The sequence below is a fragment of the Pseudomonas sp. D4002 genome (assembly GCF_013385665.1).
Classification (GTDB): Bacteria; Pseudomonadota; Gammaproteobacteria; order Pseudomonadales; family Pseudomonadaceae; genus Aquipseudomonas.
The window spans coordinates 12,296-36,921 of the sequence record NZ_JACAPN010000048.1 but is presented as its reverse complement, the minus strand read 5'-3'; the positions used below and the strand labels follow the sequence as shown (position 1 = coordinate 36,921).

At 61.0% G+C, this 24,626-nt stretch carries 14 protein-coding genes; 8 read left to right on the top strand and 6 right to left on the bottom strand.

The features are described 5' to 3' along the window. Positions 1–120: 120 nt before the first annotated feature. Entirely contained in the window at positions 121–900 is a 780-nt protein-coding gene (locus HX824_RS29550) for a TSUP family transporter (protein ID WP_177055820.1), read from the top strand. On the opposite strand, the gene nudC is transcribed toward HX824_RS29550, so the two are convergent. From nudC to HX824_RS29530, 4 genes are all read right to left on the bottom strand, one after another. After that, positions 868–1,701, bottom strand: coding sequence for an NAD(+) diphosphatase (gene nudC / locus HX824_RS29545; RefSeq protein ID WP_008430294.1), 834 nt, complete (start codon positions 1,699–1,701; stop codon positions 868–870). The genes HX824_RS29550 and nudC overlap by 33 nt on opposite strands. Before the next feature lie 6 nt (positions 1,702–1,707). Then, positions 1,708–2,520 (bottom strand): crotonase/enoyl-CoA hydratase family protein, encoded by an 813-nt coding sequence (locus HX824_RS29540; protein WP_177055818.1) that lies wholly within the window; start codon positions 2,518–2,520, stop codon positions 1,708–1,710. Between the two features lie 223 nt (positions 2,521–2,743). Beyond that, on the bottom strand, positions 2,744–4,039 hold the full coding sequence (locus tag HX824_RS29535) for an ATP-binding protein (protein ID WP_003214046.1): 1,296 nt from the start codon (positions 4,037–4,039) through the stop codon (positions 2,744–2,746). 3 nt (positions 4,040–4,042) lie between these two features. Then, entirely contained in the window at positions 4,043–4,744 is a 702-nt protein-coding gene (locus HX824_RS29530) for a response regulator transcription factor (protein ID WP_003214048.1), read from the bottom strand. A 305-nt stretch (positions 4,745–5,049) separates the two neighbouring features. Here HX824_RS29530 and HX824_RS29525 point away from each other — a divergent pair, with 305 nt between their 5' ends. The 7 genes from HX824_RS29525 to HX824_RS29495 all read left to right on the top strand — a co-directional run bounded on the left by HX824_RS29525 (position 5,050) and on the right by HX824_RS29495 (position 20,003). Next, positions 5,050–6,207: an efflux RND transporter periplasmic adaptor subunit gene (locus HX824_RS29525; protein WP_023658897.1), complete on the top strand. Its 1,158-nt coding sequence runs from the start codon at positions 5,050–5,052 to the stop codon at positions 6,205–6,207. Between the two features lie 12 nt (positions 6,208–6,219). After that, positions 6,220–9,312 carry an efflux RND transporter permease subunit gene (locus HX824_RS29520; RefSeq protein WP_003214052.1) on the top strand — a complete coding sequence of 1,031 codons (3,093 nt, stop codon included), beginning with the start codon at positions 6,220–6,222 and terminating at the stop codon, positions 9,310–9,312. A 43-nt stretch (positions 9,313–9,355) separates the two neighbouring features. Next, positions 9,356–9,997: a DUF1345 domain-containing protein gene (locus HX824_RS29515; protein WP_003214055.1), complete on the top strand. Its 642-nt coding sequence runs from the start codon at positions 9,356–9,358 to the stop codon at positions 9,995–9,997. 82 nt (positions 9,998–10,079) lie between these two features. After that, positions 10,080–10,919 carry an AraC family transcriptional regulator gene (locus tag HX824_RS29510; RefSeq protein ID WP_177055816.1) on the top strand — a complete coding sequence of 280 codons (840 nt, stop codon included), beginning with the start codon at positions 10,080–10,082 and terminating at the stop codon, positions 10,917–10,919. Between the two features lie 125 nt (positions 10,920–11,044). Then, the gene (locus HX824_RS29505) at positions 11,045–15,241 is read left to right on the top strand and encodes a YncE family protein (RefSeq protein WP_177055814.1); all 4,197 of its coding nucleotides are present in this window, start codon (positions 11,045–11,047) and stop codon (positions 15,239–15,241) included. A 188-nt stretch (positions 15,242–15,429) separates the two neighbouring features. Continuing rightward, the gene (locus tag HX824_RS29500) at positions 15,430–16,029 is read left to right on the top strand and encodes a LysE family translocator (protein ID WP_008431228.1); all 600 of its coding nucleotides are present in this window, start codon (positions 15,430–15,432) and stop codon (positions 16,027–16,029) included. Between the two features lie 125 nt (positions 16,030–16,154). Continuing rightward, complete coding sequence (locus HX824_RS29495) at positions 16,155–20,003, top strand: Ig-like domain-containing protein (RefSeq protein WP_177055812.1); 3,849 nt, start codon at positions 16,155–16,157, stop codon at positions 20,001–20,003. Between the two features lie 89 nt (positions 20,004–20,092). Here HX824_RS29495 and HX824_RS29490 read toward each other — a convergent pair whose 3' ends face one another. Together HX824_RS29490 and HX824_RS29485 are read right to left on the bottom strand one after the other, a co-directional pair. Further along, positions 20,093–22,360: an autotransporter outer membrane beta-barrel domain-containing protein gene (locus HX824_RS29490; protein ID WP_177055809.1), complete on the bottom strand. Its 2,268-nt coding sequence runs from the start codon at positions 22,358–22,360 to the stop codon at positions 20,093–20,095. Positions 22,361–22,592: 232 nt separating this feature from the next. After that, positions 22,593–24,623, bottom strand: a complete 2,031-nt coding sequence (locus HX824_RS29485) for a hypothetical protein (RefSeq protein WP_177055807.1) — start codon at positions 24,621–24,623, stop codon at positions 22,593–22,595. Between the last annotated feature and the right edge of the window lie 3 nt (positions 24,624–24,626).

Below are 24,626 nucleotides of genomic sequence, written 5' to 3'. Positions count from 1 at the left end.
CCAAGGCGGCATTCCCACGCAGAGCGTGGGAACGATCATAGTCGCAGGCCCCCACGCTAATCGGTAAGATACCGGCCTTTCGCGCAGCCCTTGCTGCGCCCTGCCGACTAAGTCTTGCCCATGCCTTTCGAACTCAGCGTTGACCTCACCACCTTGGCGATCCTCGCCGTGGTTGCCTTTATCGCCGGTTTCATCGACGCCATCGCCGGCGGTGGCGGCCTGCTCACCACGCCCGCCCTGCTGACCGCCGGCATGCCGCCCCACCTGGTGCTGGGCACCAACAAGCTCAGTTCCACCTTCGGCTCGGCCACTGCCAGCTTTACCTTCTACCGGCGCAAGCTGTTTCATCCGCGCCAGTGGGCGCACGCCATCGTCGGCACCCTGGTCGGTGCACTCACCGGCGCGGTCGTGGCCCATTACCTGCCGGCAGAAACCCTGAACAAGATGCTCCCGGTGATTGTGTTCGGCTGCGGTTTGTATTTGCTGTTCGGCGGCACGCCCAAGGCGGCGCTGGACAACGACGCACCGATCAAGAAGAAATGGCAGTCCACCCAGGGCTTTGGCCTGGGTTTCTACGACGGCGTCGCCGGCCCGGGCACCGGGGCGTTCTGGACCGTGAGTACCATGCTGTTGCACCCCATCGACCTGGTAAAGGCCAGCGGCGTGGCGCGCAGCATGAACTTCGTCAGCAACGCGGCGGCGCTGACGGTGTTCATTTTCAATGGCTCGGTAGACTGGATTGTCGGCCTGTGCATGGGCGTGTCGGTGATGTGCGGCGCGTTTTTTGGCGCACGCAGCGCCATCAGCGGCGGCGCCAAGTTCATTCGCCCGGTGTTCATCACCGTGGTGCTCGGCCTGACGGTGCGCCTAGCCTGGCAGCACTGGTTCAGCGTGACCTAGGCGACGGGCCAGGTAGAGGTCGATCAGGTAGCGCGCAATCGAGCGCGACGCCGGCAACGGCGGCAGTTCATGGATGTTGAACCACTGCGCGTCTTCGATCTCGTCAGCCTGGGGCACAATGTCGCCGCCGGCGTACTCGGCGTGAAAGCCCAGCATCATCGAGTGCGGGAACGGCCAGCACTGGCTGCCCATGTACTGGATGTTCTTGACCTCCACCTGCACTTCTTCACGCACCTCGCGAATCAGGCAGTCCTCGGCCGACTCGCCCGGCTCGGCAAACCCCGCCAGGGTGCTGTAGACCCCCGTGACAAAGCGCGGCGAACGGGCCAGCAGGATCTCGTCGCCACGGGTCACCAACACGATCATGCTCGGCGAGATCCGCGGGTAGCTGCGCAGGTCACAGGCCTGGCAGAACATCGCCCGCTCCCGTGGCACCTGCACCATCGCCTGGCCGCAACTGCCGCAAAAACGATGCTCCCGGGCCCAGGTGCCGATTTGCGCGGCGTAGCCCAGGACTTTGTACAGCGTGTGATCGCCCTGCAGCATGAATGCCCGCAGGCCCTGCCAGCCGCAGCCCGGCACATCGGCGGGGCTGTTGAGTTCCAGCAGGTACACCGGCTCGCCGTCCAGGTGGCCGATGCCATGCTCGGCGAATACCGAGAGGTCCTGGCGCTTGAGCCATTCCCGGGGAAACAGCGGGCCGTTCTGGTCGTGTAAAAAGCCTTCACGGCTGCGGGCCACGGCCCAGCCGCCCGGGGCGTCGTTGTCCAGCAGCGTTGTGGTAATCCAGCCTGGGGTCATGTTCAGTCAATCCACGAAGTCGGGTTTCTGCTTGCTCATATGGGCCGCGATGGCCACGCGCAGGTCGTTGGATTGCAACATAGCTGAGTTCCAGGTGGCAACGTATTCCAAACCGTCATTGATCGTGTGGTCACGCATGTAGCTGATCATCGCCTTGGTGCCGGTGACCGCGATCGGTGATTTGGCGGTGATTTCCCGGGCGATTTCCAGCACGCCGGCCAGCAGGCTCTGGTGATCGCTGTACACCCGATTCACCAGGCCGATGCTGCGGGCCTCTTCGGCGCCGAACTGGCGGCCGGTGTAGGCCAGCTCGCGCAGCATGCCGTCGCCGACGATGCGCGGCAGGCGTTGCAGGGTGCCGACGTCGGCGGCCATGCCGATGTCGATTTCCTTGATGGAGAATTGCGCATCTTCGGCGGCGTAGCGCATGTCACAGGCGCTGATCAGGTCGATGGCGCCGCCGATGCAGTAGCCATGGATCGCCGCGAGTACCGGCTTGCGGCAGTTGTCGACGGCGTTGAAGGAAGCTTGCAGTTCGAGGATCTTGCGCCGCAGCAGGCGCGCGTTGCGGCCTACGTCCTTGCCGAAGTCATTGGCCACCGAGGCCAGCATCATCAGGTCGATGCCGGAGGAGAAATGCTTGCCGGCGCCGCTGATGACTACGGCACGCACCGCGTCGGTGTCTTCGACCCATTGGAAGATGTCGATGATCTCGGTCCAGAACGCCGCGTTCATCGCGTTGATCTTTTCCGGGCGATTGAGCTGCACATGGGCGACGTTGCCGCTGAGTTCGACGACAAAGGCTTGGTATTCGGACATGGCAGTGATCCTTGACTGGCGGCTGGAATAGGGGCCGAACTATAACAAGGCACCGCGTGAGGTGGTAAGGCTGTGCAAACGCCAAATTCGGGACTGAAGAACAATGAAGATCAAATGTGGGAGCTGGCTTGCCTGCGATGGCGGTGTATCAGTTAGCAAAGATGCAAGCTGACCCACCGCCATCGCAGGCAAGCCAGCTCCCACAATGGTTTTGTGGTGTTCTTTAACTCGGCAGCCAGAGCCGGAAGCGTGCACCACCCAATGGCGAAGCCTGGGCCGTCAATGTTCCGCCCTGCGCCTCCAGCGCCCGCCGGCTGATGGCCAATCCCAGGCCAAAACCGCCAGTGGCTCGATCCCGGCTGCGATCCAGCCGGTAGAACGGCTCGAAAATCCGCTCCCGCTGGTCAACCGGAATGCCAATACCGTCATCATCCACGCAAATCTCGCACCCCCTGGGACACACCTTCACCCCCACCTGAATTCGCCGCTCGCAATACCGCATGGCGTTGCGCAGCAGGTTTTGCAGGGCCCGGGCGGTCAGGCGCGGGTCCAGGGTGAAGCGTTCCACGGCGCAGTCCAGCACCACGTCCATCACGATATCGGGGTTTTCCAGTTCGTCGTCGACGCTGCCCAGGATGCTGTCGATGAACTCATCCAGCACCACTTCCACCCGCTCGGGTGTTTGCGCCGGGTTTTGCAAACGGCTGTAGGAGAGCAGCTCCAGCACCAGCTCATCCAGCTCGCGAATGTGCGCCACCAACCCTTGCAGCCGCTCACGGCTGGCCGCCGGGAGGTCGTCGGACAGCGCCAGGGCCAGGCCGAAGTCCAGGCGCGTCAGCGGCGTACGCAGTTCATGGGAGACGGCATTGAGCAAGTCGCGTTGCTGGTTGAGCAGCTGTTCGATGTCGTTGGCCATGGTGTCGAACACCGCCGCCAGGCTGCCGATGTTGGAGCTGGGCGGGATTTTTGTGCGGGCCGCAAGGTTGCCCTGGCCGAGTTGCGCGGCGGTGCTTTTCAGGCGCTCCAGGTCGCGCCAGTGGGGCCGCAGCCAGAACAGCAGGCATGCCAGCAGCGCCGCGCCGATCAGCACGTTCATGCTCCAGTACAGCAGGTTCATGTCCAGCGGGTCCGGCGGTACCGAGACCTTGACCACCAACTGGTCGTCCAGGGCCGAGCTGACGTCGTCCGCCCAGCCCCACTCGCCCAGGCGAATCACCATCTGGTCTTTTTCCAGCAGGCGCTGTTCTTCAGGGGTGTAGCTGGCGTCCTGGATACGCAGCAGTTGCACCTTCAGCGGCGCGAAATCCGCCGACAGGCGCACGGTGACATTGGCCCACTGCTCCATCGGCACCCGTCGGTACTCCTTGACGATCAGGCTCTGCATGCCTCGGGACTGCTCGATGTTGTAGTTCATGTAACGGTGTTCAAACAGCTGGATCACCGCCCGGGGCACCAGGTAGATCGCGGCGGCGAAGGTGACGATGGTGATCAGGTACAGCCGAATCAGGACGCGAAACATGGCTCAGCATTCCCACTCGGAACGGCTGAACAGGTAGCCCTTGCCCCACACGGTCTTGATCTTGCGCGCCTCGCCCGCGTGGTCGTCGAACTTGCGCCGCAGCTTGGAAATCGCCACGTCCACCGAACGGTCGGTGCCATTGAACTCGATGCCGCGCAGGCGTTGCAGGATCTGGTCGCGGCTGAGCACTTCGCCGGCGTGCCGGGCCAGCACCACCAGCAGGTTGTATTCACCGCTGGACAGCTCAACCGGCTGGTCGCGCCAGGTCACGGTGCGTTCCGACAGGTCGATGCACAGGTTGCCCATCAGGATCTGGTCGTTGGCCACCTGGGGTTCGGTGAGGCTGCTGCGGCGCAGCAAGGTTCGCACCCGCGCCAGCAATACCCGCGGCTCGCAGGGTTTGGTGACGTAGTCGTCGGCGCCCATTTCCAGGCCCAACACCTGGTCATGGCTGTCGTCGCGGGCGGTGAGCATCAGGATCGGCAGCGTGGCCGAGTCGGCCCGCAGCAACCGGCAGACCTGCAAGCCGTCGAGGCCCGGCAGCATCAGGTCGAGGATCACCAGGTCCGGCGGGTTGAGCCGCGCACGCTCACGCACGTGGTCACCCCGGCTGAGCACGCTGACGTGATAGCCGTTGCGTTCCAGGTAACTGGCGATCAATTCGGAGAGCGCGGCGTCGTCTTCCACCAGAAGAATGTTGGGCATGGTATTTCCAAATAATACAATTTCTGAGTAGTACGCAAATCCAATGTGGGAGCGGGCTTGCTCGCGAAAGCGGTGTTTCAGTTAACGCACACGGCGACTGACACACCGCCTTCGCGAGCAAGCCCGCTCCCACATTTGATCTTCGGTATCAGGAAGATCGTGTAAGGTTCGGCGGTTATGAAGGATATACGCCCGCGTGCATCTGTGGGTCGCACCTTACATTTCTTCACACACCACCTACAGAGCTTCACAGCACTGTGGCGGGGGCGCCCGTAGGATGCGCCAGTCAATATTGGGATATGAGCATGTCGAAGAATCTGTTTGCGCCGTTTTGCCTGTTGGCCCTGACACTGGCGTTGAGCGCGTGTGGCAAGTCGGCGGACGACGCCGCCGAGGCGCCGCTGGCCAAGGTGCGGATCGAAACCCTGGAAGCCAAGCCCCTGTCCATCACCAGCGAGTTGAGCGGACGGATTGCCGCGCCACGCATCGCCGAAGTGCGCGCCCGGGTGGCCGGCGTGGTGTTGCAACGGGTGTTCAAGGAAGGCCATGACGTCAAACAGGGCGATGTGCTGTTCCGGATTGACCCGGCGCCGTTCAAGGCCGACCTCGACAGCGCCCAGGCCAGCCTGCGCAAGGCCGAGGCCAATGCATTCCAGGCGCGCCTGCAAGAGCAGCGCTACAGCCAACTGGTGGAAGGCAACGCCATCAGCGGCCAGGAATACGACAACGCCCGCGCCGCCGCCCGGCAAACCGCCGCCGATGTGGCCGCCAACCAGGCCGCCGTGCAGCGCGCCAAATTGAACCTGGGTTATGCCACCGTGACTGCGCCGATTTCCGGTCGGATTGGCCGTGCGCTGGTGACCGAAGGTGCGCTGGTGGGCCAGAACGAAGCCACACCGATGGCGCTGATCCAGCAACTGGACCCGATCCACGCCGACCTGACCCAATCCACCCGCGAGCTGAACGACCTGCGCCGGGCCTTTCGCGCCGGGCACTTGAAGCAAGTCGGCCAGGACCAGGCCAAGGCCACGCTGATCCAGGATGACGGCAGCCTGTACCCGCTGCCGGGCAAGTTGCTGTTCGCCGAGATCAGCGTCGACCCGGGCACCGGGCAGATCATCTTGCGCAGCGAGTTCCCCAACCCGGATCTCGACCTGCTGCCCGGCAGCTTTATCCGCGTGCGCCTGGAGCAAGCCGTCGACCAGCAAGGCATCAGCGTGCCGCAACGGGCGATCACCCGCGACAGCGCCGGGATCCCGATGGTGTTACTGCTGGACGCCGAGCAAACCGTGAGCCAGCAGCCGGTAGAACTGGGTTCGGTGGTCAATGACCGCTGGGTGGTGACCCGCGGCCTGAAGGCCGGTGACCGTATCGTCGTCGAAGGCCTGCAACACGCCCGCCCTGGCGAGAAAGTCCAGGTCGACGACAGCCCCGCGCCCATCGCCCAGGCATCCGGCCAATAAGGATCGTTAAACATGCCGCAGTTCTTTATTGACCGCCCGATCTTCGCCTGGGTGGTCGCCCTGTTTATCCTGCTGGCCGGCGCCCTCGCCATCCCGCAGTTGCCGGTGGCGCAGTACCCCAACGTCGCGCCGCCGAAAGTCGAGATCTATGCGGTGTACCCGGGTGCCTCCGCGCAAACCCTGGACGAAAGCGTGGTCAGCCTGATCGAGCAAGAGCTTAACGGCGCCGATCACCTGCTGTATTTCGAATCCCAGAGCAGCCTCGGTTCGGCCACCATCACCGCCACCTTTCAGCCGGGCACCGACCCGGAGATGGCCCAGGTTGACGTGCAAAACCGTCTCAAGGCGGTGGAGCCGCGCCTGCCCCAAGCCGTGACGCAGCAAGGCTTGCAGGTGGAGAAAGTCTCCGCCGGCTTCCTGCTGCTGGTGACCCTGACCTCCAGTGACGGCAAGCTCGATGACGTGGCGCTCAGCGATTACCTGGCGCGCAACGTGATGAACGAACTCAAGCGCCTGGACGGTGTGGGCAAGGCCCAGCTGTACGGCGCCGAACGCGCAATGCGCATCTGGATCGACCCGCAGAAGCTGATCGGCTTCAACCTGACCCCGGCCGACGTCAACGCGGCGATTGCGGCGCAGAACGCCCAAGTGTCGGCCGGCAGCATCGGCGATTTGCCAGGCACCAAGACCCAGGAGATCACCGCGTCGATCCTGGTGAAAGGCCAACTGTCGACCCCGGCCGAATTTGCCGACATCGTGCTCAAGGCCAACCCGGACGGTTCCACCGTGCGCGTCGGTGACGTGGCGCGGGTGGAAATCGGCAGCCAGGAATACCAGTTCTCCACCCGCCTGAACGGCAAGCCGTCCACCGCCGTCAGCGTGCAGCTGTCACCGGGCGCCAACGCCTTGAGCACCGCAACCCTGGTGCGGGCGAAGATGGACGAACTGGCGCGCTACTTCCCGGCCAACGTCGAATACAAAATTCCGTACGACACCTCGCCGTTCGTGAAGGTCTCGATCACCAAGGTGGTGTACACCCTGGGCGAAGCGATGTTGCTGGTGTTTGCGGTAATGTTCCTGTTCCTGCAGAACATCCGCTACACGCTGATCCCGACGCTGGTGGTGCCGATCGCCTTGATGGGTACCTTTGCGACGATGCTGTTGCTGGGCTTCTCGATCAACGTGCTGACCATGTTCGGCATGGTGCTGGCCATCGGCATTTTGGTGGACGATGCGATTGTGGTGGTGGAGAACGTCGAGCGGATCATGGTTACCGAGGGCCTGTCGCCCAAGGAGGCCACGCGCAAGGCCATGGGCCAGATTACCGGGGCGATTGTCGGTATCACCCTGGTGCTGGTGGCGGTGTTCCTGCCGATGGCGTTCATGCCGGGTTCGGTGGGCGTGATCTATCAGCAGTTCTCGTTGTCGATGGCCACCTCGATCCTGTTTTCGGCATTCCTCGCCCTGACCTTGACCCCAGCCCTGTGCGCGACCTTGCTCAAGCCGATTGCCAAGGGCGAGCACCATGAGAAAGGCGGGTTCTTCGGCTGGTTCAACCGGCGCTTCGAGCAGTTCACCGACCGCTATGAAGGCTGGGTGGCCTACGCCCTCAAGCGCAGCGGGCGTTACCTGTTGATCTATCTGGTGCTGGTGGTGGGGCTTGGGGTGCTGTTCGCCCGCCTGCCCTCGTCCTTCCTGCCGGTGGAAGACCAGGGCTACACCATCACCGATATCCAGCTGCCGCCGGGTGCCAGCAAAAACCGCACGGTGCAGGTCGCCGAGCAGATCGAGGCACACAACGCCGGCGAGCCGGGCGTGGGCGATACCACGATGATCATGGGTTTCAGCTTCTCCGGTTCGGGGCAGAACGCCGCGCTGGCGTTTACCACGCTCAAGGACTGGTCGGAGCGCAGCAGCAAGGATTCCGCCGCAGCCATTGCGGACCGGGCCAACGCGGCTTTCAGTGAGCTGAAGGACGCGATTGCCTATGCAATCCTGCCACCGCCGGTGGATGGCCTTGGCACCTCCAGTGGTTTCGAGTTCCGCCTGCAGGACCGTGGTGGCGTCGGCCATGCCGCGTTGATGGAGGCCCGCACCGAACTGCTGGCCGCTGCCGAGAAAAGCCCGATCCTGGCCAACGTGCGTGAAAGCGCCCTGGCCGAAGCTCCGCAAGTACAGCTTGAGGTGGACCGCAAGCAAGCCAATGCCCTGGGCATTTCCTTTGCCGATATCGGCAATGTGCTGTCCTCGGCCATCGGTTCGGCCTATATCAACGACTTCCCCAACCAGGGCCGCATGCAGCGGGTGGTGGTGCAGGCCGAAGGTGATCAGCGCAGCCAGGTGGCCGACCTGATGAAGATCCACGTGCGCAACAATGCCGGGAAGATGGTGCCGCTGTCGGCCTTCGTCGAGGCGCGCTGGATTCAGGGCCCCGCCCAGTTGACCCGCTACAACGGCTACCCGGCCATCGCGATTTCCGGTGAATCGGCACCGGGCCACAGTACCGGCGAGGCGATGGAGGAAATCCAGCGCCTGGTCAGCCAACTCCCCGCCGGCCTGGGCCAGGAATGGACTGGCCTGTCGTTACAGGAACGCTTGTCCGGCTCCCAGGCACCGCTGCTGCTCGGTTTGTCGCTGCTGATCGTGTTCCTGTGCCTGGCGGCGCTGTATGAGAGCTGGTCGATTCCGACCTCGGTGCTGCTGGTGGTGCCCCTCGGCGTGCTCGGCGCGGTATTGGCCGTAAGCTTGCGCGGGATGCCCAACGATGTGTTCTTCAAGGTCGGCCTGATTACCATCATTGGGCTGTCGGCGAAGAACGCGATCCTGATCATCGAATTTGCCAAGGACCTGTATGACCAGGGTGAAGACCTGATCGACGCCACGTTGAAAGCCGCACGCCTGCGCCTGCGGCCGATCATCATGACCTCCCTGGCGTTCATCCTCGGCGTGGTGCCGTTGGCGATTGCCACGGGCGCCAGCTCGGCCAGCCAGCAGGCCATCGGTACCGGGGTGATCGGCGGCATGATTACCGCGACGCTGGCGGTGGTGTTTGTGCCGGTGTTCTTCGTCGTGGTCATGAAGCTGGTGCGCAAGCGCCACACGTAATAAATGCGCTATGGTGCTTACACATCCCTGATTTGTGAGCGCCATGCCCTTCCTCGCACGCACCCACCCTCGCCTGTCCTCCGCCGCCGTCCTGGGCCTGGCGGTGGGGCTCCTGGCTCCCGCCGACACGATCATCAGCAAAATCCTCATCGGCTGGAACGCCGGGGTCTGGACCTACCTGGTGCTGATGCTGTGGCTCACCAGCCATTCCCGGGCCGACGACGTGAAACGCATCGCCGAGATCGAGGACGAGAACGCCGGCCTGGTGTTGTTCATGGTGTGCATCGCGGCGATTGCCAGCCTGGCGACCATCACCCTGAACCTGGTGGGCACCAAGGACCTGAGCGATAGCCAGCGCCTGTTGCATTACGGCTTCACCGGCCTGACGGTGGTTGGCTCATGGCTGCTGATCGGGGTGATTTTCAGCGTGCACTATGCGCGCCTGTATTACACCTGGGACGGCCCCGAGCCGGCACTGCGCTTTGCCGAGGATTTACGCACGCCCAATTACTGGGACTTCCTGTACTTCTCGTTCACCATCGGCGTGGCGGTGCAAACGGCGGATGTCGGGGTTGCCACGCGTACCATGCGCAAGGTGGTGCTGGGGCAATCGTTGATCGGGTTTCTGTTCAACACGGCGATCCTGGGGTTCTCGATCAACATCGCCGCCGGATTGTTTGGATGAAGCTGCACAAACCTTCTAGACGCTAAGCCCCTGCAGGAGCGAGCTTGTTCGCTCTTGCAGTGTTCCACCCCATAGGTATTTTATGGCCGCCCACAACTGGATCGACCTGGCTCAGGACGCCGACACCGGCATCGAGACCCTGCGCGCGCATTTCGAGGGCCACGCCTACGACCCGCACTGGCACGACAGCTACCTGGTGGGCGTCACGGAGCAAGGTGTGCAGCAGTTCAACTGCCGGCGCACCCGCCATAACAGCGTGCCCGGCCAGGTGTTCCTGGTGGAGCCCGGCGAGCTGCACGACGGCGACGCGCCCACGGCGGACGGTTTTACCTACCACATGCTTTACCTCGACCCGCAGTGGTTGGCGCGGGAAGTCAGCGCAGTGTTCGAAGAAGCGCCGCTCGACAGCCAGCTGGGGTTTGCCAGCACCCTGGCCAGCGACCCGCGCCTGGCCCTGGCCACCAGCCGGGCCTTCCAGACCTTGCACGGAGGTGAGCTGCGCATCGTGCGGCAACAGGCGATGGACCAACTGCTCGAACGCCTCACTGCGCAACTGCACTGGCGCACCCGCTACCATGAAGACCCTCGCCTGCCACGGGTGGCGCACAAGGCCCGGGAATACCTGCATGCGCACCTGCAGCAAGATGTGGGCATGGATGAACTGGCGCTGGCCTGCGGCGTCGATCGCTTTCGCCTTACCCGCGCCTTCAAGAGCGCCTTCGGCCTGCCACCCCATGCCTACCTGGTGCAACTGCGCCTGGCCCGCGCCCGGCATTGGCTGGCCAACGGCAAGCAACCCGCCGACGTAGCGATTGCCCTGGGCTTTGCCGACCAGAGTCACCTGGGGCGCTGGTTCGTGAGGGCGTATGGCCTGACGCCGGCGGCGTATCGCAAGCGGTGTTCAAGCGTTTTTCAGCGCTAGCTGCGCCACCACCACTCGTCGGCACTGTCAATTCTCACAGGTTCGCCACGCCCCCCGATAGGTGTTTGATCTTCTTGTCAGCAGTCGGCCACTCAGGGCCGCGCCTCATTCAAGGAAGCCTGTCCATGCCCAATTTTCCCATAGCCCCGGATAATGCGCCGCTGGGCGACAACAACCCGCCCGGCAACGCCCTCGTGCTGCATAACCCATCGTCAGGCCTGGCGTCGCGCCGCGTCGAAGACCTCGACCCACCCAAGTCGGCCTATCCGTCGGTCCCGCTGGATGCCACGCTGTATCCTGAAAGAGGGGTCTACGGCCTGGGAATCCGCCACGTGCGCCCCTTTGCCCAGTGGACCTTCGAACGCTGGTTCAACTTCAATTACGACTTCTACGCCCTCTACCTCAACGACCTGGTCAATGCAGTCGCCGCCGATATTGCGCTTGAAGACCGGGACCGTTACGACTTGTTCGTCCCCGAAGAATTCATCCCCGAAGGCGACGTCCAGATATACGGCCGCGTAGTGCGGGCCGGCAGCGGCCAGGAGAGTACGTCGCCGCTGCAAACCATCCTGATCAAGACCACCCGCCCCGGTGGCCGCGATAACGACCCCGGCAGCAAATGGCACCCGGGCCTGGTGATGACGGTGGAAGGCCTGCCTGAGGGCTCCACCGTTAATATAGATAATGCCAACAGCGGGGTCTGGTGCCTGATCCAGCGCTATGAAAACCTGCGCCAGAATGACCAGATCGAGCTGTCGTGGGATGGGGTTTTAGTCACGCATATCGTCAGCCCGGCCGAAGTCGCGGGTTCAGGGCCGATTCGCGTCTTTGTCTCCAGGGACATCATTTTGCAGGGGGGGCATTTCGGCAAGCTGACCCTGCGGTTTCGGGTCTCGGACGTGGTGCAAAACTTCTCCGGGGATAAATACCAGTATTCCAAACCCTACTTCCTGGACAGCGAGCTGGATCCAAACCTGCTTTCTGCACCGATCTTCCTGGTGGATGGCGAAGAGGCGACCCAGATCGACTTCGATACCCAGAGCGAGGCAGCCTTCGAAGTGCTGGTGACGGTGCCTCGGCAAACCCCGGCGCCCCTGCCGCGGCACCAATTGGCGGTGACGTTGTTCGGTACCCTGGGCGACGGTTCGACCCAGGTGTTCCCCTTGGCCCCGGTGGTGGACAGAAACCTCAGCGTTGAATTTGTCACCGTCGACCGGGAGATTATCGAACAACTGGTGGGCGGGTCCTTCCGGGTCTCGTTCCAGTGGCTGAAAAACGACGGCCGCGTGGAGCAATCCGGCAGTACCTCCGTCAGCGTGGTGGGCACGCCGGTGGCGATGCCGGCAGTGACGGTCGCACCGATCGAGGTGGGGCTGATCGAGCCCGATCAGGACATCACCGTGCAGATCCCCTTCTACGAACCCCACAACCCGGACTGGCTGGAAACCCTGGTGATCGAACATATCCGTCCTGGCGGCGGCGGCGAAGACTACGTGGAAGAACAACTGGCGGGCGCCCAGGGCGGCACGCGCTACGTCAGCAAAGAGCACCTGAAACAGTTTGAAGGCGTGGGCGACATCGCATTTTATTACCTGGTCAACGATGGCGCCGGCCACGTCCTGGACGGCAACGCATTGACCACTCGCAAGTCCCGCGAGCTGTTCGCCCACGTGGGTGAACGCATCGGCAACATGCCGACTGCACACCTGGAAGGCGCCCTGGGCAACAACATCGACCCCAGCCATGTGACCACGCCCACCTTGCTGCTGACCCTGCCCCTGACCTTGCCCGCCCCGCACGGGCAGACCGAAGAAGGTGACCTGATCCACTGGAACGCCATCGGCTCCGGCCTTGACGGCTCGGCCAGTGGCGTTGTGCGCATCAACGGCGGCACGGCAGGCAAGCCCCTGGTTTTCCCGGTGAGCCGGGCGATCCTCGACAACAACAATAATGGCAGCCTGCGCATTACCTATAGCCTCGAACGCAGCGGCCCGCCACGCCTGGTATTGCGCTCCGAGGTGCTCAACCTGACCGTGGGCCGCGGCGTGCAACTGGAGCGTCCGGTTATCGACGGCGCCACCCTGTTCCCCGACGCACTCAACCCCCTGGCCGCATTGAGCGGCGCCAAGGTCATCGTGAGATACCGGCCGATGCAGGCCACCGACCAGATCAAGGTCGACTGGTTGAGCCGCGACGGGCTGGGCAGTGCCACCGAGTACACCCTGGGCAACCCGTCCACCAACGAAGTATTCGTGACCATCCCGGCCCGCACCATCGCCAGGGGTATTCGCCCCGGTGGTAACCAGATCAGCGTGCAATACCACTTCAACCGTGGCGCCTTTCCGTACCCTTCGGACACTGTCGACCTGCACCTGCTTCCCCTCACCGGGCTGCCCACACCGACGATCGACGGCATTGGCGACAGCACCCTGCTCGACCTGTCGAAACTCAATGACCAGGCCCGCGCCCGTGTATCCGTCTGGCCGTTTATCGATGCCGGGCAGTTTATGTGGATGAGTTGGGAGGGCACGTTTGCCGACGGCAGCCCGTACCGCGAGGACACTTACACCGCCAACCTGGTCACCGAAAACGGTGCCGCCAACGGTATCTCGCCACCCGCGCCAGTGGACAAACTGCAGCGATTGATGGATGGCTCGCACCTGACCATCCGCTTCTGGGTCAGCCTGGCAGAAAGCCCCGACAAGAACACCGCCGTGCTGTTTGGCGTGCGTGAACACCGTGTGCAAACCCTGCCCGCCGTGCTGCCGCACCCACGGTTCAACGACCAGCCCGGGGCAACGCTGACCATTCAGCCGCTGGACCACGTAGACAACGCCAGTGTCACGGTGGCGTATGGCGGCATGAATCCAAGCCATTCCATCCAGTTGCAATGGATTTTCCCGGATGGCGGTGTTGCGGATATTGACGCCAAGAACGGCCTGGACGGCGGTCGTGTGGATTTCGTCATTACCAATGAAGTGCTGGCAGACAGCGTCGGCAAAACCATTGAGTTGCGCTATGTCGCCACCATCAATGGCAGCCCGGTGCCTTCAGAAACGCAGGTATTGACAGTGGCCAGGATCCCGGCGGGAAGACCGCCACAACCGCGAATCAATAACATGAACAGCGGCACAACCCTGGACCTCCAGGCGCTCACCGGGGATGCACACGCCTCAGTAGCCAAATGGGAATTGAGCAAGCAAGGTCAACGTGTATGGATCACGCTGGAGGCGGCAGGTGTAGAACCTTTGTCGGTGCTGAGGGCACACGCCATTACTGCTGCTCAAGCGGCCAACGGCATCACCAACCAAGCTGTCTCCCGCAGCTGGCTGGCAAGCCTGGGGAAAAACACTACGTTCACGGTGACCTGCAAAGTGACGTATGACGGCAGTGACGATGAGTCAAAAGCCATCCCGCTCCTGCAAAGTACCTATACCGTGACATGGCTAGCGGAGGTCAAATTTATTCCTACCCTCCTCCACTCATCAAACGGGGTCGTCGTCAGCCCTGACGGGCGCCGCGTTTATGTCGCTGTTGGCGCGGGTGGTAGAACTGCGATTTACGTAATCGACACAGCAACGGACGCCATTATTCACTCGGCTTCGTATGACATTCAGTCCAGTGGGCACCTTGCAATTCACCCGGACGGATCAAGACTCTACCTGGACCTGGTCCGCACCAGCATAGCGGTAATCAGTACAACCTCCTTCGCCAGAGTTGCGACCTATGCCACCGTAAATGAAATTATAGTGGACTTGGCGATCAATACTGCAGGCACTCGGCTATATGTTACTGCGAGGAGCGGTGCTTATACTTACGACGCCGCCACCGGCAATCGGATAGCTCAAATAGCGGGTCAGTCTCGCTTCATCGCCCGCTCACCTAATAATACGCGTGCCTATCTTACGACCTATGGCGGCGGTTTCAACGCGGTTGATACGACTGTTATCAATACTGCAAACAATAGTGTTGTAACTGTCATTCAGGGAGTGATTGGGCCCATGGCTTTAAGTACCAACACCCCTCGCCTCTATTTGGCGAGAGCTGATGGCTTGGCGATAATAAACACCAACACCAACAGTTTGGTGACCGTGATTGGGGTGGGATGGGGAAGGTCGGTTGCAGTCAACCCGGTACTTCCTCATGTCTATACGGCAGGGTACAGGGTCTTCAACATATTTGACACAAATACGGACAGGCTTATAGCGACTGTACCCGTGGACATTGGGTTTGGATCTGGCAATATTGCAGTACTTCCAAACGGTTCAAAAGCTTATTTCACCGACAGTGACTCGCAAGGACTCTATGTCATGCGTTATTGATTAACTAACCGAGGTATAACCGGGACAGGTCCATCTAAACCATGGACTTGTCCCTTTTTTTGTCCCCTATAGCTCTCCCGCCACTATCCCCTGCCCGTGTCCGCACGCCCCTGCTCAAACCTTCCAGACACGCCACCACGCCCCTGCAACCATCGACTCCATCGCCCCACCTACGGAGTCGCCCCACCATGTTCCCTACCCTGTTGCCCTTCCTGTTATTCGCTTTTGTAGCCTCCATCACTCCTGGCCCCACCAATATCCTGGTGCTGAGTAACAGCGCACGGTATGGCTTCAAAGCCGCACTGCCTATCGTGCTGGGGGCATGCGCGGGGGCGGCGGGGATTGTGCTGCTGGTAGGCTGCGGCGTTGGCCAGTCGCTGGCGCACTGGCCCCGGGTGCAGGCAGCGATGCAATGGCTGGGGGTCGCCTGGCTCAGCTACCTTTCCTGGCAGATCTTCAGCGCCCCCGCCGAGTCAATCGACCCGGCTGCCGTGCAAAAACCCCTGGGCCTGGCCGGCGCCGCCAGCCTGCAACTGGTCAACCCCAAGACCTGGATGATGGCCCTGGCGGTGGTGAGCGTGTTTGCCGGCAATGGCGATGAACGCCAGAGCCATGTGCTGTACCTGTCGCTGGCGTTCTTTGTGATCGCCTTGCCGTGCCTCGGCGCGTGGGCATTGCTGGGGGTTGGAAGCAGCCGGGTGTTTCGCTCGCCCAAGGCGATGCAACGGTTCAACCGCTGCATGGCGGTGTTGTTGCTGGTCTCAAGCTGGCTGAGCGTCTGGGTGTAGACACAACCGTTCGTCGGCACTGTCAGTTTTCACAGCTATCCGCTATCGGGGCTGCGGGTGTTTGATTTCCCTTGCCTATATGCACAGCCAGCGCTGTGCGTGACTTCCAGCAAGGAGTGGTCAGCATGCCCAACCAACCGATCGACCCCGATGACAATGCCTCGGTCATTGAAGCCCCAGGTGTACCTGTTTCCGACAGCCCCCTGACCCTCCTTGAGCCCGCGCCCCTGCCGGTGATCACGGCTGAAGACCTGGCCCCGCCCTATTCGGCGTTCCCGCCGGTCTCGCTTGACCAGTATCCCGATGAACCTTACGCCTATGGCCTGGGCATTCGGCATGTTCAGCCCTATGCGTATTTCGTCCTGGAAAAATGGCACACCTGGGCCATCTTCGACGCCTTTGAGTTGTACCTCAATAACGATCTTCTGGCGTCTGGTGTCGTCGAGTTGGACCAGGATCGTTATGGCATGTACGTCATCGCCGAACGCATGCCTGAAGGTGAAGTGCAAGTGCGCGCGCGGGTACTGCGCGCAGGCAGTGGCCAGGAAAGCACCTCGCCGCCGCAAAGCATATTGATCAAGACCACCCGTCCCGGCGGGATAGAGAACAATGGTGACGACAAATGGCACAGTAAACTGAGCCTGAGTGTCGACGGCTTGCCCGAAAGCAGCACGATCAATATGGAGACGATCAGTCGCGGGTTATACGCCGTGATTGCGCCCTATCCGAACGTGCGCAAGAACGACACCATTGAGTTCTATTGGGACGGAGTTGAGATCAGGCACCTGGTCACGGCCGCCGAGGCCGCCGGTATCCAGCCGATCAGGGTATTTATCAGCCAGGAAAATATTCTCAAGGGCGGCCTCAACGGCGCACTCACCCTGCGCTTCAGGGTGTTCGATGTGGTTCAGAATTACTCAGGGGAAAAATACCAGTACTCCAAGCCGTATGGACTGGTCGCCGAACTGGACCCCAGCTTGATGAGCGCGCCGTTTTTCCTGGTGGATGACGCGGAAAGCCGGCAAATCGATTACGACACGCAAAGTAATTCACTGTTCGAAATCCTGTTGCAGACCCCACGGGTGACACCGGCCCCGCTGCCCCCAAACCAGGTCACGATTACCCTGACGGCCACGCTGGCGGACGGCACGATCGAAGAACTGGTGCTTGATCCTGTCGAAGTCAGGAACGGTCGGGAAGAGATCTTCCCGGTGGACCGCGATTTGATCGAGCGCGTCATCGGCGGCTCGTTCAGGGCTTCATTCGTCTGGCACACCGCCACCGGTGGCCACCTCGGGCAGTCTGGCAGTGTCACCGTGACGGTGGTGGGTACACCGACCTCGATGCCGGCAGTGACCGTGACCCCGAGCGAGTTGGGCCTGATCAACCCGGACGATGATGCGTTTATCAGCATCCCGTCCTACCAGCCACACGCCTACGATTCGATGGAAACCCTGGTCATCGAGCAGATCGTTCCAGGGGGCGGTGGAATGCGCTATTCCGACCCGCAACTGGCCGGGGACCAGGGTGGCACGCGCCGGGTTCCAAGCGAAATACTGCAACAGTTCAAGGGGCTCGGTGATGTCGCGGTGTATTACCTGGTCGATGACGGCGCAGACAGCCAGTTGCATGCCTACGGTGCGCTGATTGAACGCAAATCCCGGGTGCTGACAGTACGCATCGACGAACGCCTCGAAACCATGCCTGCTCCCACCCTGCAGGGGGCGATTGACGACAACGTTGACCCGGTTGACGTAGTGGGCGACAGCGTGCTGCTGACGCTACCCTATACGGCAACCAGGAGCCGCGACCATATCCAATGGAACATTGTGGGCACGGGTACAGGCGGTTCCGCCAGCGGTTCGGTGACGATCAACGGTGCGACACAGGGCCAGCCACTGGTACTGCCGGTGAGCCGTGCGGTGCTGGATAACAACTTCGATGGCCAACTGCGCATCACCTACAGCCTGGAACGCGAAACCCCGCTGCCGAAACTCACCTTGCGCTCGTTTACAACCCTCCTGACCGTGGGCCGTGGCGTGGAACTGGATGCGCCTGAAGTCGTGGAAGCCGAGCAGTACCCTGACCGGCTTGACCCGCTGGCGGCTCAATCGGGTGCAACGGTGCTGGTGAAATACCGGCGCATGCGCGAGAGCGAATCGTTTTCAGTGAAATGGGTGACGGCCGATCTGCTGGGCAGCACCGTCGAAACGGGTTGGGGCAACCCCGACACCAATGAAGTGGGTGTACCGATAGAGGCTCGTACCATTGCCAAGGGCATTCGCAACGAGCGTAACCGCATCAGTGTGCAATACAGTTTTACCCGCAGCGGGTTTCTCCATGAGTCGGATACTCTGAACCTGGACCTGCTGCCGTTGAGTGGCTTACCCACACCAACCATCGACGGGGTCGGCAACAGCGTGATCCTGCCGACGAACGAGCTTGTTGCTCAAGCCCGCATCCGTGTGGCGGCCTGGCCTTTGGCCTTTGAAGAGCAGTTCATGTGGCTGCAATACACGGGTACCAACACCGACGGCAGTGCGTTCAACCTGGACACTTTTATCGCCGCCCCTGTTGGAGAAAGCGCCACCCTGGGTGTCTCGCAACCCATACCGTTGGCGGAGCTGCAAGGTCTCAGGAACGAGTCGCACCTGACCATTCGCTTCTGGGTCAGCCTGGCCGAAAGCACTGATAAAAACACCGCAGTATTGTTTGGTGTACGCGAGCATATTATCCAGTCGATCCCCGCCACATTGCCGCGCCCGGCCTTTGCCAATCTGCAGGGCGCCACCTTGACCATCGACCCACAGGACTGGCAGAACAACGCCTATGTGGCGGTGGCCTATAACGAAATGACCGCGGCCCACCGCATCGCCCTCGAGTGGATTTACCCGAACGGCACCATGGCGACCATCCCGGCGCAGAACGGTAACACCAATAAGCGCGTCGACTTTCAGATCAGCCGGGACATCCTCGCCAATAGCGCGGGCAAATTGATCGAGCTCCGTTATATGGCGACGATAGGGACGAATATTGTCCCGTCAGAGCCCCAGAAGCTGAGCGTTAACCGCGTTCCGTCGTCGGCCCTGCCTCGGCCGTCTATTAATGGGATTGCCAATGGCGGCGTTCTGAACCTGAACAATTTCAGCGGTAATGCCACGCTCAGCGTTGCACCATGGCCGTTGGCTGTTGCAGGGCAGAAGGTTTGGGTACAACTCTCCAGGTCCGGTAGCGCGCCTTTGAACGTGCTGACAAACTACAGCCTGCAGGCGGGAGAAGTATCTACCGGCTTGGTGAATAAGCCTGTGCTGCGCTCATGGCTGGATGGGCTACCCAACAACAGCACCATTACCGTAACCTGCAAAGTGGCTTTTGATGGCAGTAGTGTTGAGTCAGCCGCCATTACCTTCCCCATTGCAAGTTACAGCATTATCTCTTCACTGAGGATCGATCAAAGCCAGCTTAATTTGAATGGTATTAAGGTGATCACTAACTGGCCAGCAACCGGGCTGGACTGGCCAGGCAATACAGCAACCCGCACAGCAAGCGGCGGCGTGAGTAACTATAGCTACGCTTCCAGCAACCCTAATGTTGCTTTTGTGGACGCCAACACAGGCAAAGTAACCGGCCTCCGTAACGGTCAAGCGACTATTACTGTGAGAGATAGGAACAACGTCTCGCGAGCGTACGCAGTGGTTGTTTCCAATATTTTTCAACTACGCATTAACGAAACACAGCAATCTCCACAAGCTCAAATAAATTGGATGAGATCAATTGGAGGCAGCATAGTTTCCAGTTGGACGCTACTGCAAACACGCTACACCCCTCCGGCTCGCTCAATTCCGTACGGATTGTGTTATTTCGATGCTAGCGGCAGGTGGTATTACTTTGTTCAGGCGTCAAACAGCGGAACACCAATTTACTCCATTAACGGACTGCCGAATTGGCCGGCATGGTGCATCACTCCGTTTTAGCAAATAACCGGGACAGCTTTATTCAACTCCCAAAAACCCACCCACAAAAAAAGGAAGCCTCGGCTTCCTTTTTTCTTTACCCCTGTTTCCTAGAAATCGTAACGCACTCCCACATTAACCCCCCACGGCTGATCCACCTTCTTGCCCTGGGCATGTTCAATATCAGCGTGCAGCTTGACGTTCTTCGACACCGACATCGCCACGCCCGCTGCCACTTCAATACGCGAACCGAACACATCGTTGTTGAAGCGCTGGTCGTTCACCTTGACCTTGTTGCTGTGGTTGAACTCATGGGCCAACGCTGTACGCAGGTAGGGCTGCAGCACCCCGCCGCTCTCCAGCTGGATATTCTTGCCGCCTGTCACGCCGAGCTTGCCCACCACGGAGGCGGTGCGATCACCCTTGGCCTGCAGGCCATTGTCCAGCTCGTAACTTTGCGCCTGGATAATCGCTGTGCTCAGTTGCGAGTACGGTTCTACAAAGTAACCATCGTCGAGCTTGATATGCCGGCCGACTTCCGCCGATGCGCTCACGGCATTCTGCGTGTAGTTGCCCTTGGCACGCTTGCCGTCGCTCATGGTCACGTTGACCTCGTTGTGCAAGCGGTTGAGCTTGACCACGCCGTCGAAGTACAGCCCGCTCTCGTCGTCGATCCAGGTGGCATACCCCCCCAGGTAGTAGCTGTTGACCTTGCCGCTGCCGGAAGTGTTGGCGCTGATGTCGGACGTGCTGTGACCCGCCATGACACCGGCCATCCACTGGCCATCTCCGCCCGACAATGGCGCATCGGCACCCAGGCTCAGGCCACGCTGGTTTTGCGTGTAGCCACCACCGTCCTTGTTCCCGGCTACCTCGTATTTGTTGCCGTAGCCACGCATCCAGAACCCGTTGCTCTGGCCGTCGCTGAAACGCAGTTCACCCATGCGGGTACGCAGCAGGGACATCTCGCCGTACAGCACGGTGGGGGCCGTGTTGAACAACGCCATTACGGTTTTGGTGCTGTTGCTGGTGCCACGACGGTAAGGATCGAGGTACCAGTCGGTGTCTTCCTTCTTCAGCCCGTAGGAATAGGCGCCCACATCCACGGTGTCGCCGTCCAGCGAGAAGTGCGCATCGCCACCTTCGGTGTGCACCACACGAATCGGCAAGGCACTCGCCAACTCGGAGCCGGTCGCCGCCAACAGCAGGCTGTGGTTGCCCGTGGCAACCCCGTTGACGTTGAGCAAGTCAGTCTGGCCGGTGCTGAAGTCGGTGTGCATCACATAGCTGCCGTCACCCGACAGGCTGTTGACGTCCAACTGGAAGAACTCATCGGCGCCGCCAAAGTGCACGGTGCCGCCGCCCATGATCAGGTCGCCGACTGAACTGTCATCCACCAGCATCCAGTGGGACGCTGAATTGACGCTCAACTCGGCGACGTTCTGCAGTTTGCCGGTGAGCCAGGAGCCATTGTTGAGCTGCAACCTGGCGGTGCTGCCGTCTTCGGCCACGACATCGCCGACCAGGAAGCTGCGGTCGACGTTCATGTTGGCGGTGGCGCCGTTCATGACTTCCAGCAGCACACCGTTTGCGCCGGTCAGCGTGGAGCCATTGAGTACATGAATATCAGCAAGGGTGGATTCCCCGGGCCGGAACGAGCCGACCTGAATCGCCGAACCGGTCTTGCCCTCGACGCTCGAGCGGTCGAGGATCAGGCTGCTGGCCAAAGTCGGGTCGTTATCCACGCCCATCTTCACGCCAATGTCTCCACCAACGATGCTGGTATTGAACGCACGGGCCTGGCCATTGAACAGTTCGATACCCACGCCATCATCTGCGGTCGCCTCGACACGCGAATCGGTCAGGTCCAGCACACTGTGGGCACTGGCCGAGGCACCGCGGGTGCTGCCGGTGATGTGACTGTTGACGACCGTGACGCTGGAACCATTGGTGGCGCCCAGGGAACGGGCCGCTGCCAGCCCGGTTCCGTTGTTGTGGGTAATGTTGCTGTTGGTGATCAGCACGTTGCTGCCCGTGACATGAACCCCGGCCCTTGCCGAATCCCGCGCAACGACGTCCGAACCATCGATGCGGATGTCGGAGTTGATTGCGGCAATGTCCCGGGTGCTGCTGCCGGCATTGACAATCAGGGTTGCGGAATTGGCAGTGATTTGCAGGGTGGGCACTCCCAGAACCGTCAGGCGGGAACCTGCACGCAATTCAAAAGTGTCAGGGCGCGGGCCAGGCCCCGCCATTTCATCCGGGCCGGTCACGACACGCGCTTCGGACAGCTGCGCCATGAGCATCAGCAGCGTGACGGCCTTGGCCTTGAAGGCAAGGCTTAAGGGAGTTGGTTTGAAATTGAATGGAGCTGACATCTTTACGGACCTCTGGGTTGGCGTTCCTTTACGGAAAAAAACTGGCCGGTTCCGAAAAGCGTGTGGACCCTGCCAATCAAGCGGCGCCCAAGGTACCCAGAGCTGTTCCCAACATCTGTAGGACTAATCCCAAGGTGCTGTGCTGAAAGTGAATGCAGTTTGTAGTCGACCCAAGGGCAAAAATGCCAAAGAGGAGCAAGGCTCCTCTTTGGCATTAGGGCTCAAACAAGTATCAAGGAAGCGGGACGGCAGTACCGTCGCAGAAAAAGCCATTCGTTCCACCTATCCGAACCCCGCGAACAAGAGGATGCGCTTCATCGGAAGGTAATGGTCCTTCAGGCAGGTTGATGGTGTACCAGATCCGCGCGGAGCCGGCCAGCCTTGCACCCGAGTGGGGCTGGATGGGTTTGTAGATGGTCTCATAGGGCCCCAGGAGCAACTCGAACCCAGAATTGATCATGGCTTGCGTGAGCGGTATGGAGTCCACACGACCCACTGCTGCCGGGACCGCTACCATTCCTGCATTGTCGCTGTAGCCCTGCCAGTGCAGCGTAACCACCATCCTCAGTTCAAAGTGCTCCGAAGACGGGATAAACACCACAACGTTTCCGGGAGGATTTTCAGGCCTGAACGTAGTGCAGTTGATCGCCCCTGCGTCCGACAGATGTCGTACCACCGGCGGGGCAAGCTCTTTAAAGTTGGCATTCACCGTCACCGTGGTGTCAGGGGAAAACTGGCGGTTGGTGCTGGCCCCTTGGGCAATGGTGTAGAACACCGTCTTGCGGCCATTGCCATGACGCTCAATGAAGCTCCACGGGATTGAGAGCGGAATCACCTGACCAGCCGAGGCGCCGGTCACCGGTTGGGTAGCAACGAGTTCGCCCGAATAGTAAAGGCGGATCGTAAAGTCGCTGGCATCCGGTGTGGGTGCGGTACTCCATAACGTTACCCGAGCAATTGCAGGCCGGTTGGCGTGGTCGCGCTCCAGCTCGTCGTCGGGGCCCTCGGTACCGGTTGCGTCCACCCCCTTCACGACTACGGGCAGCAGGTCATCGTTGATCGGGTCCGGGCCAATGGGAGTGGGGCCGACAACAAACAGGTCCAGGTTGACGGTGGTGGTCGGTGTCGCCGGGTTGTTGACAGACCGCCGCCGCACCACATAGGAAACGGTCAACGGCAATAGCCCTCGAGTGGCGCCATACAGGATTTCCAGCACCCTGTACGGAACGTAAACCTCCGCCGGGAAACGGCTGTTGCCCAGTGGCTGGGCCTCCAAGTTAACGGTGGTGATGCTTGTCCTCAATGTGACGAGGAATTCATCTCCATCGACGCCGCGCAGAAAGTTCGTATATTCAGGAATACGCACGATCATGCCGCCGTCCAGCGCAACGTCCGCCCGATCAATCAATACATCGCCGGGGGGTGAGGTTCGGCCAACCAGGGGGGCCAGCAGGTTCTCGGGCGCTGGAAACAGGCCCACGTCCATCTCGTAGGCAGTCGAAAGCCGCGCCCAATTCCCTGCCGCGTCGAACAACTCATACCGCAAATTGCGCAGGCCATCCGGATTGGCGTCAACCACGGATAATGGCAATGGAAAGCTCAGGTCCGCAGGCAGATTCCAGCGTGGCGAAGGATCGGGCGGGTTGGGTGCATAGGGCGTATCGGAGCCATTATAGTAAAGATACGCCCAATCGCCGTCTGCCCGACCATGCGCCACATAATCCGGGATCGTAAACACTGCAGACTCATTGGGCTTGCTTTCAAAGTAGTCGCGGTCGGCAGGTGTCGGCAGGTCGGCAGGCGGAATCGGCGCCGGCGGTGCATCGGGGGAAATGGCATACGGTGGTGTCAGGTCAACGACAACGGTCTGCGGATCTGATTCGGAATAGTTGTCAACGCCACGTACGTTAATTCCGTACTTGATTTGGTACCGCCCCGCGGGCCGCCGACCTTGAGCAATGTTCACCGGTGTCTCAGGCCCTGGGGCAACAACGGTGAAATTATAAATGGGCGTGCCCCACTCGGTGTCATCGAAATTTTTCCACCAAACAGTGACAATATCGTCAAGCGTCGGATGGGTATCGGCGTCAGGCCATAGTGGAATAGAGAAATTCAAATTCTCACGCAGGTTGTACTCCCGTGAAAGCAATCCAGGGTACCCAGGCACCTCACCTTCAAGACGACCATCAGGCAAGTAGTCAGCCGTATTGGCACTTCGATTCTTTGCATAGTTACGGATAAAGTCGAGCGTGTCCTTTTTCATTAC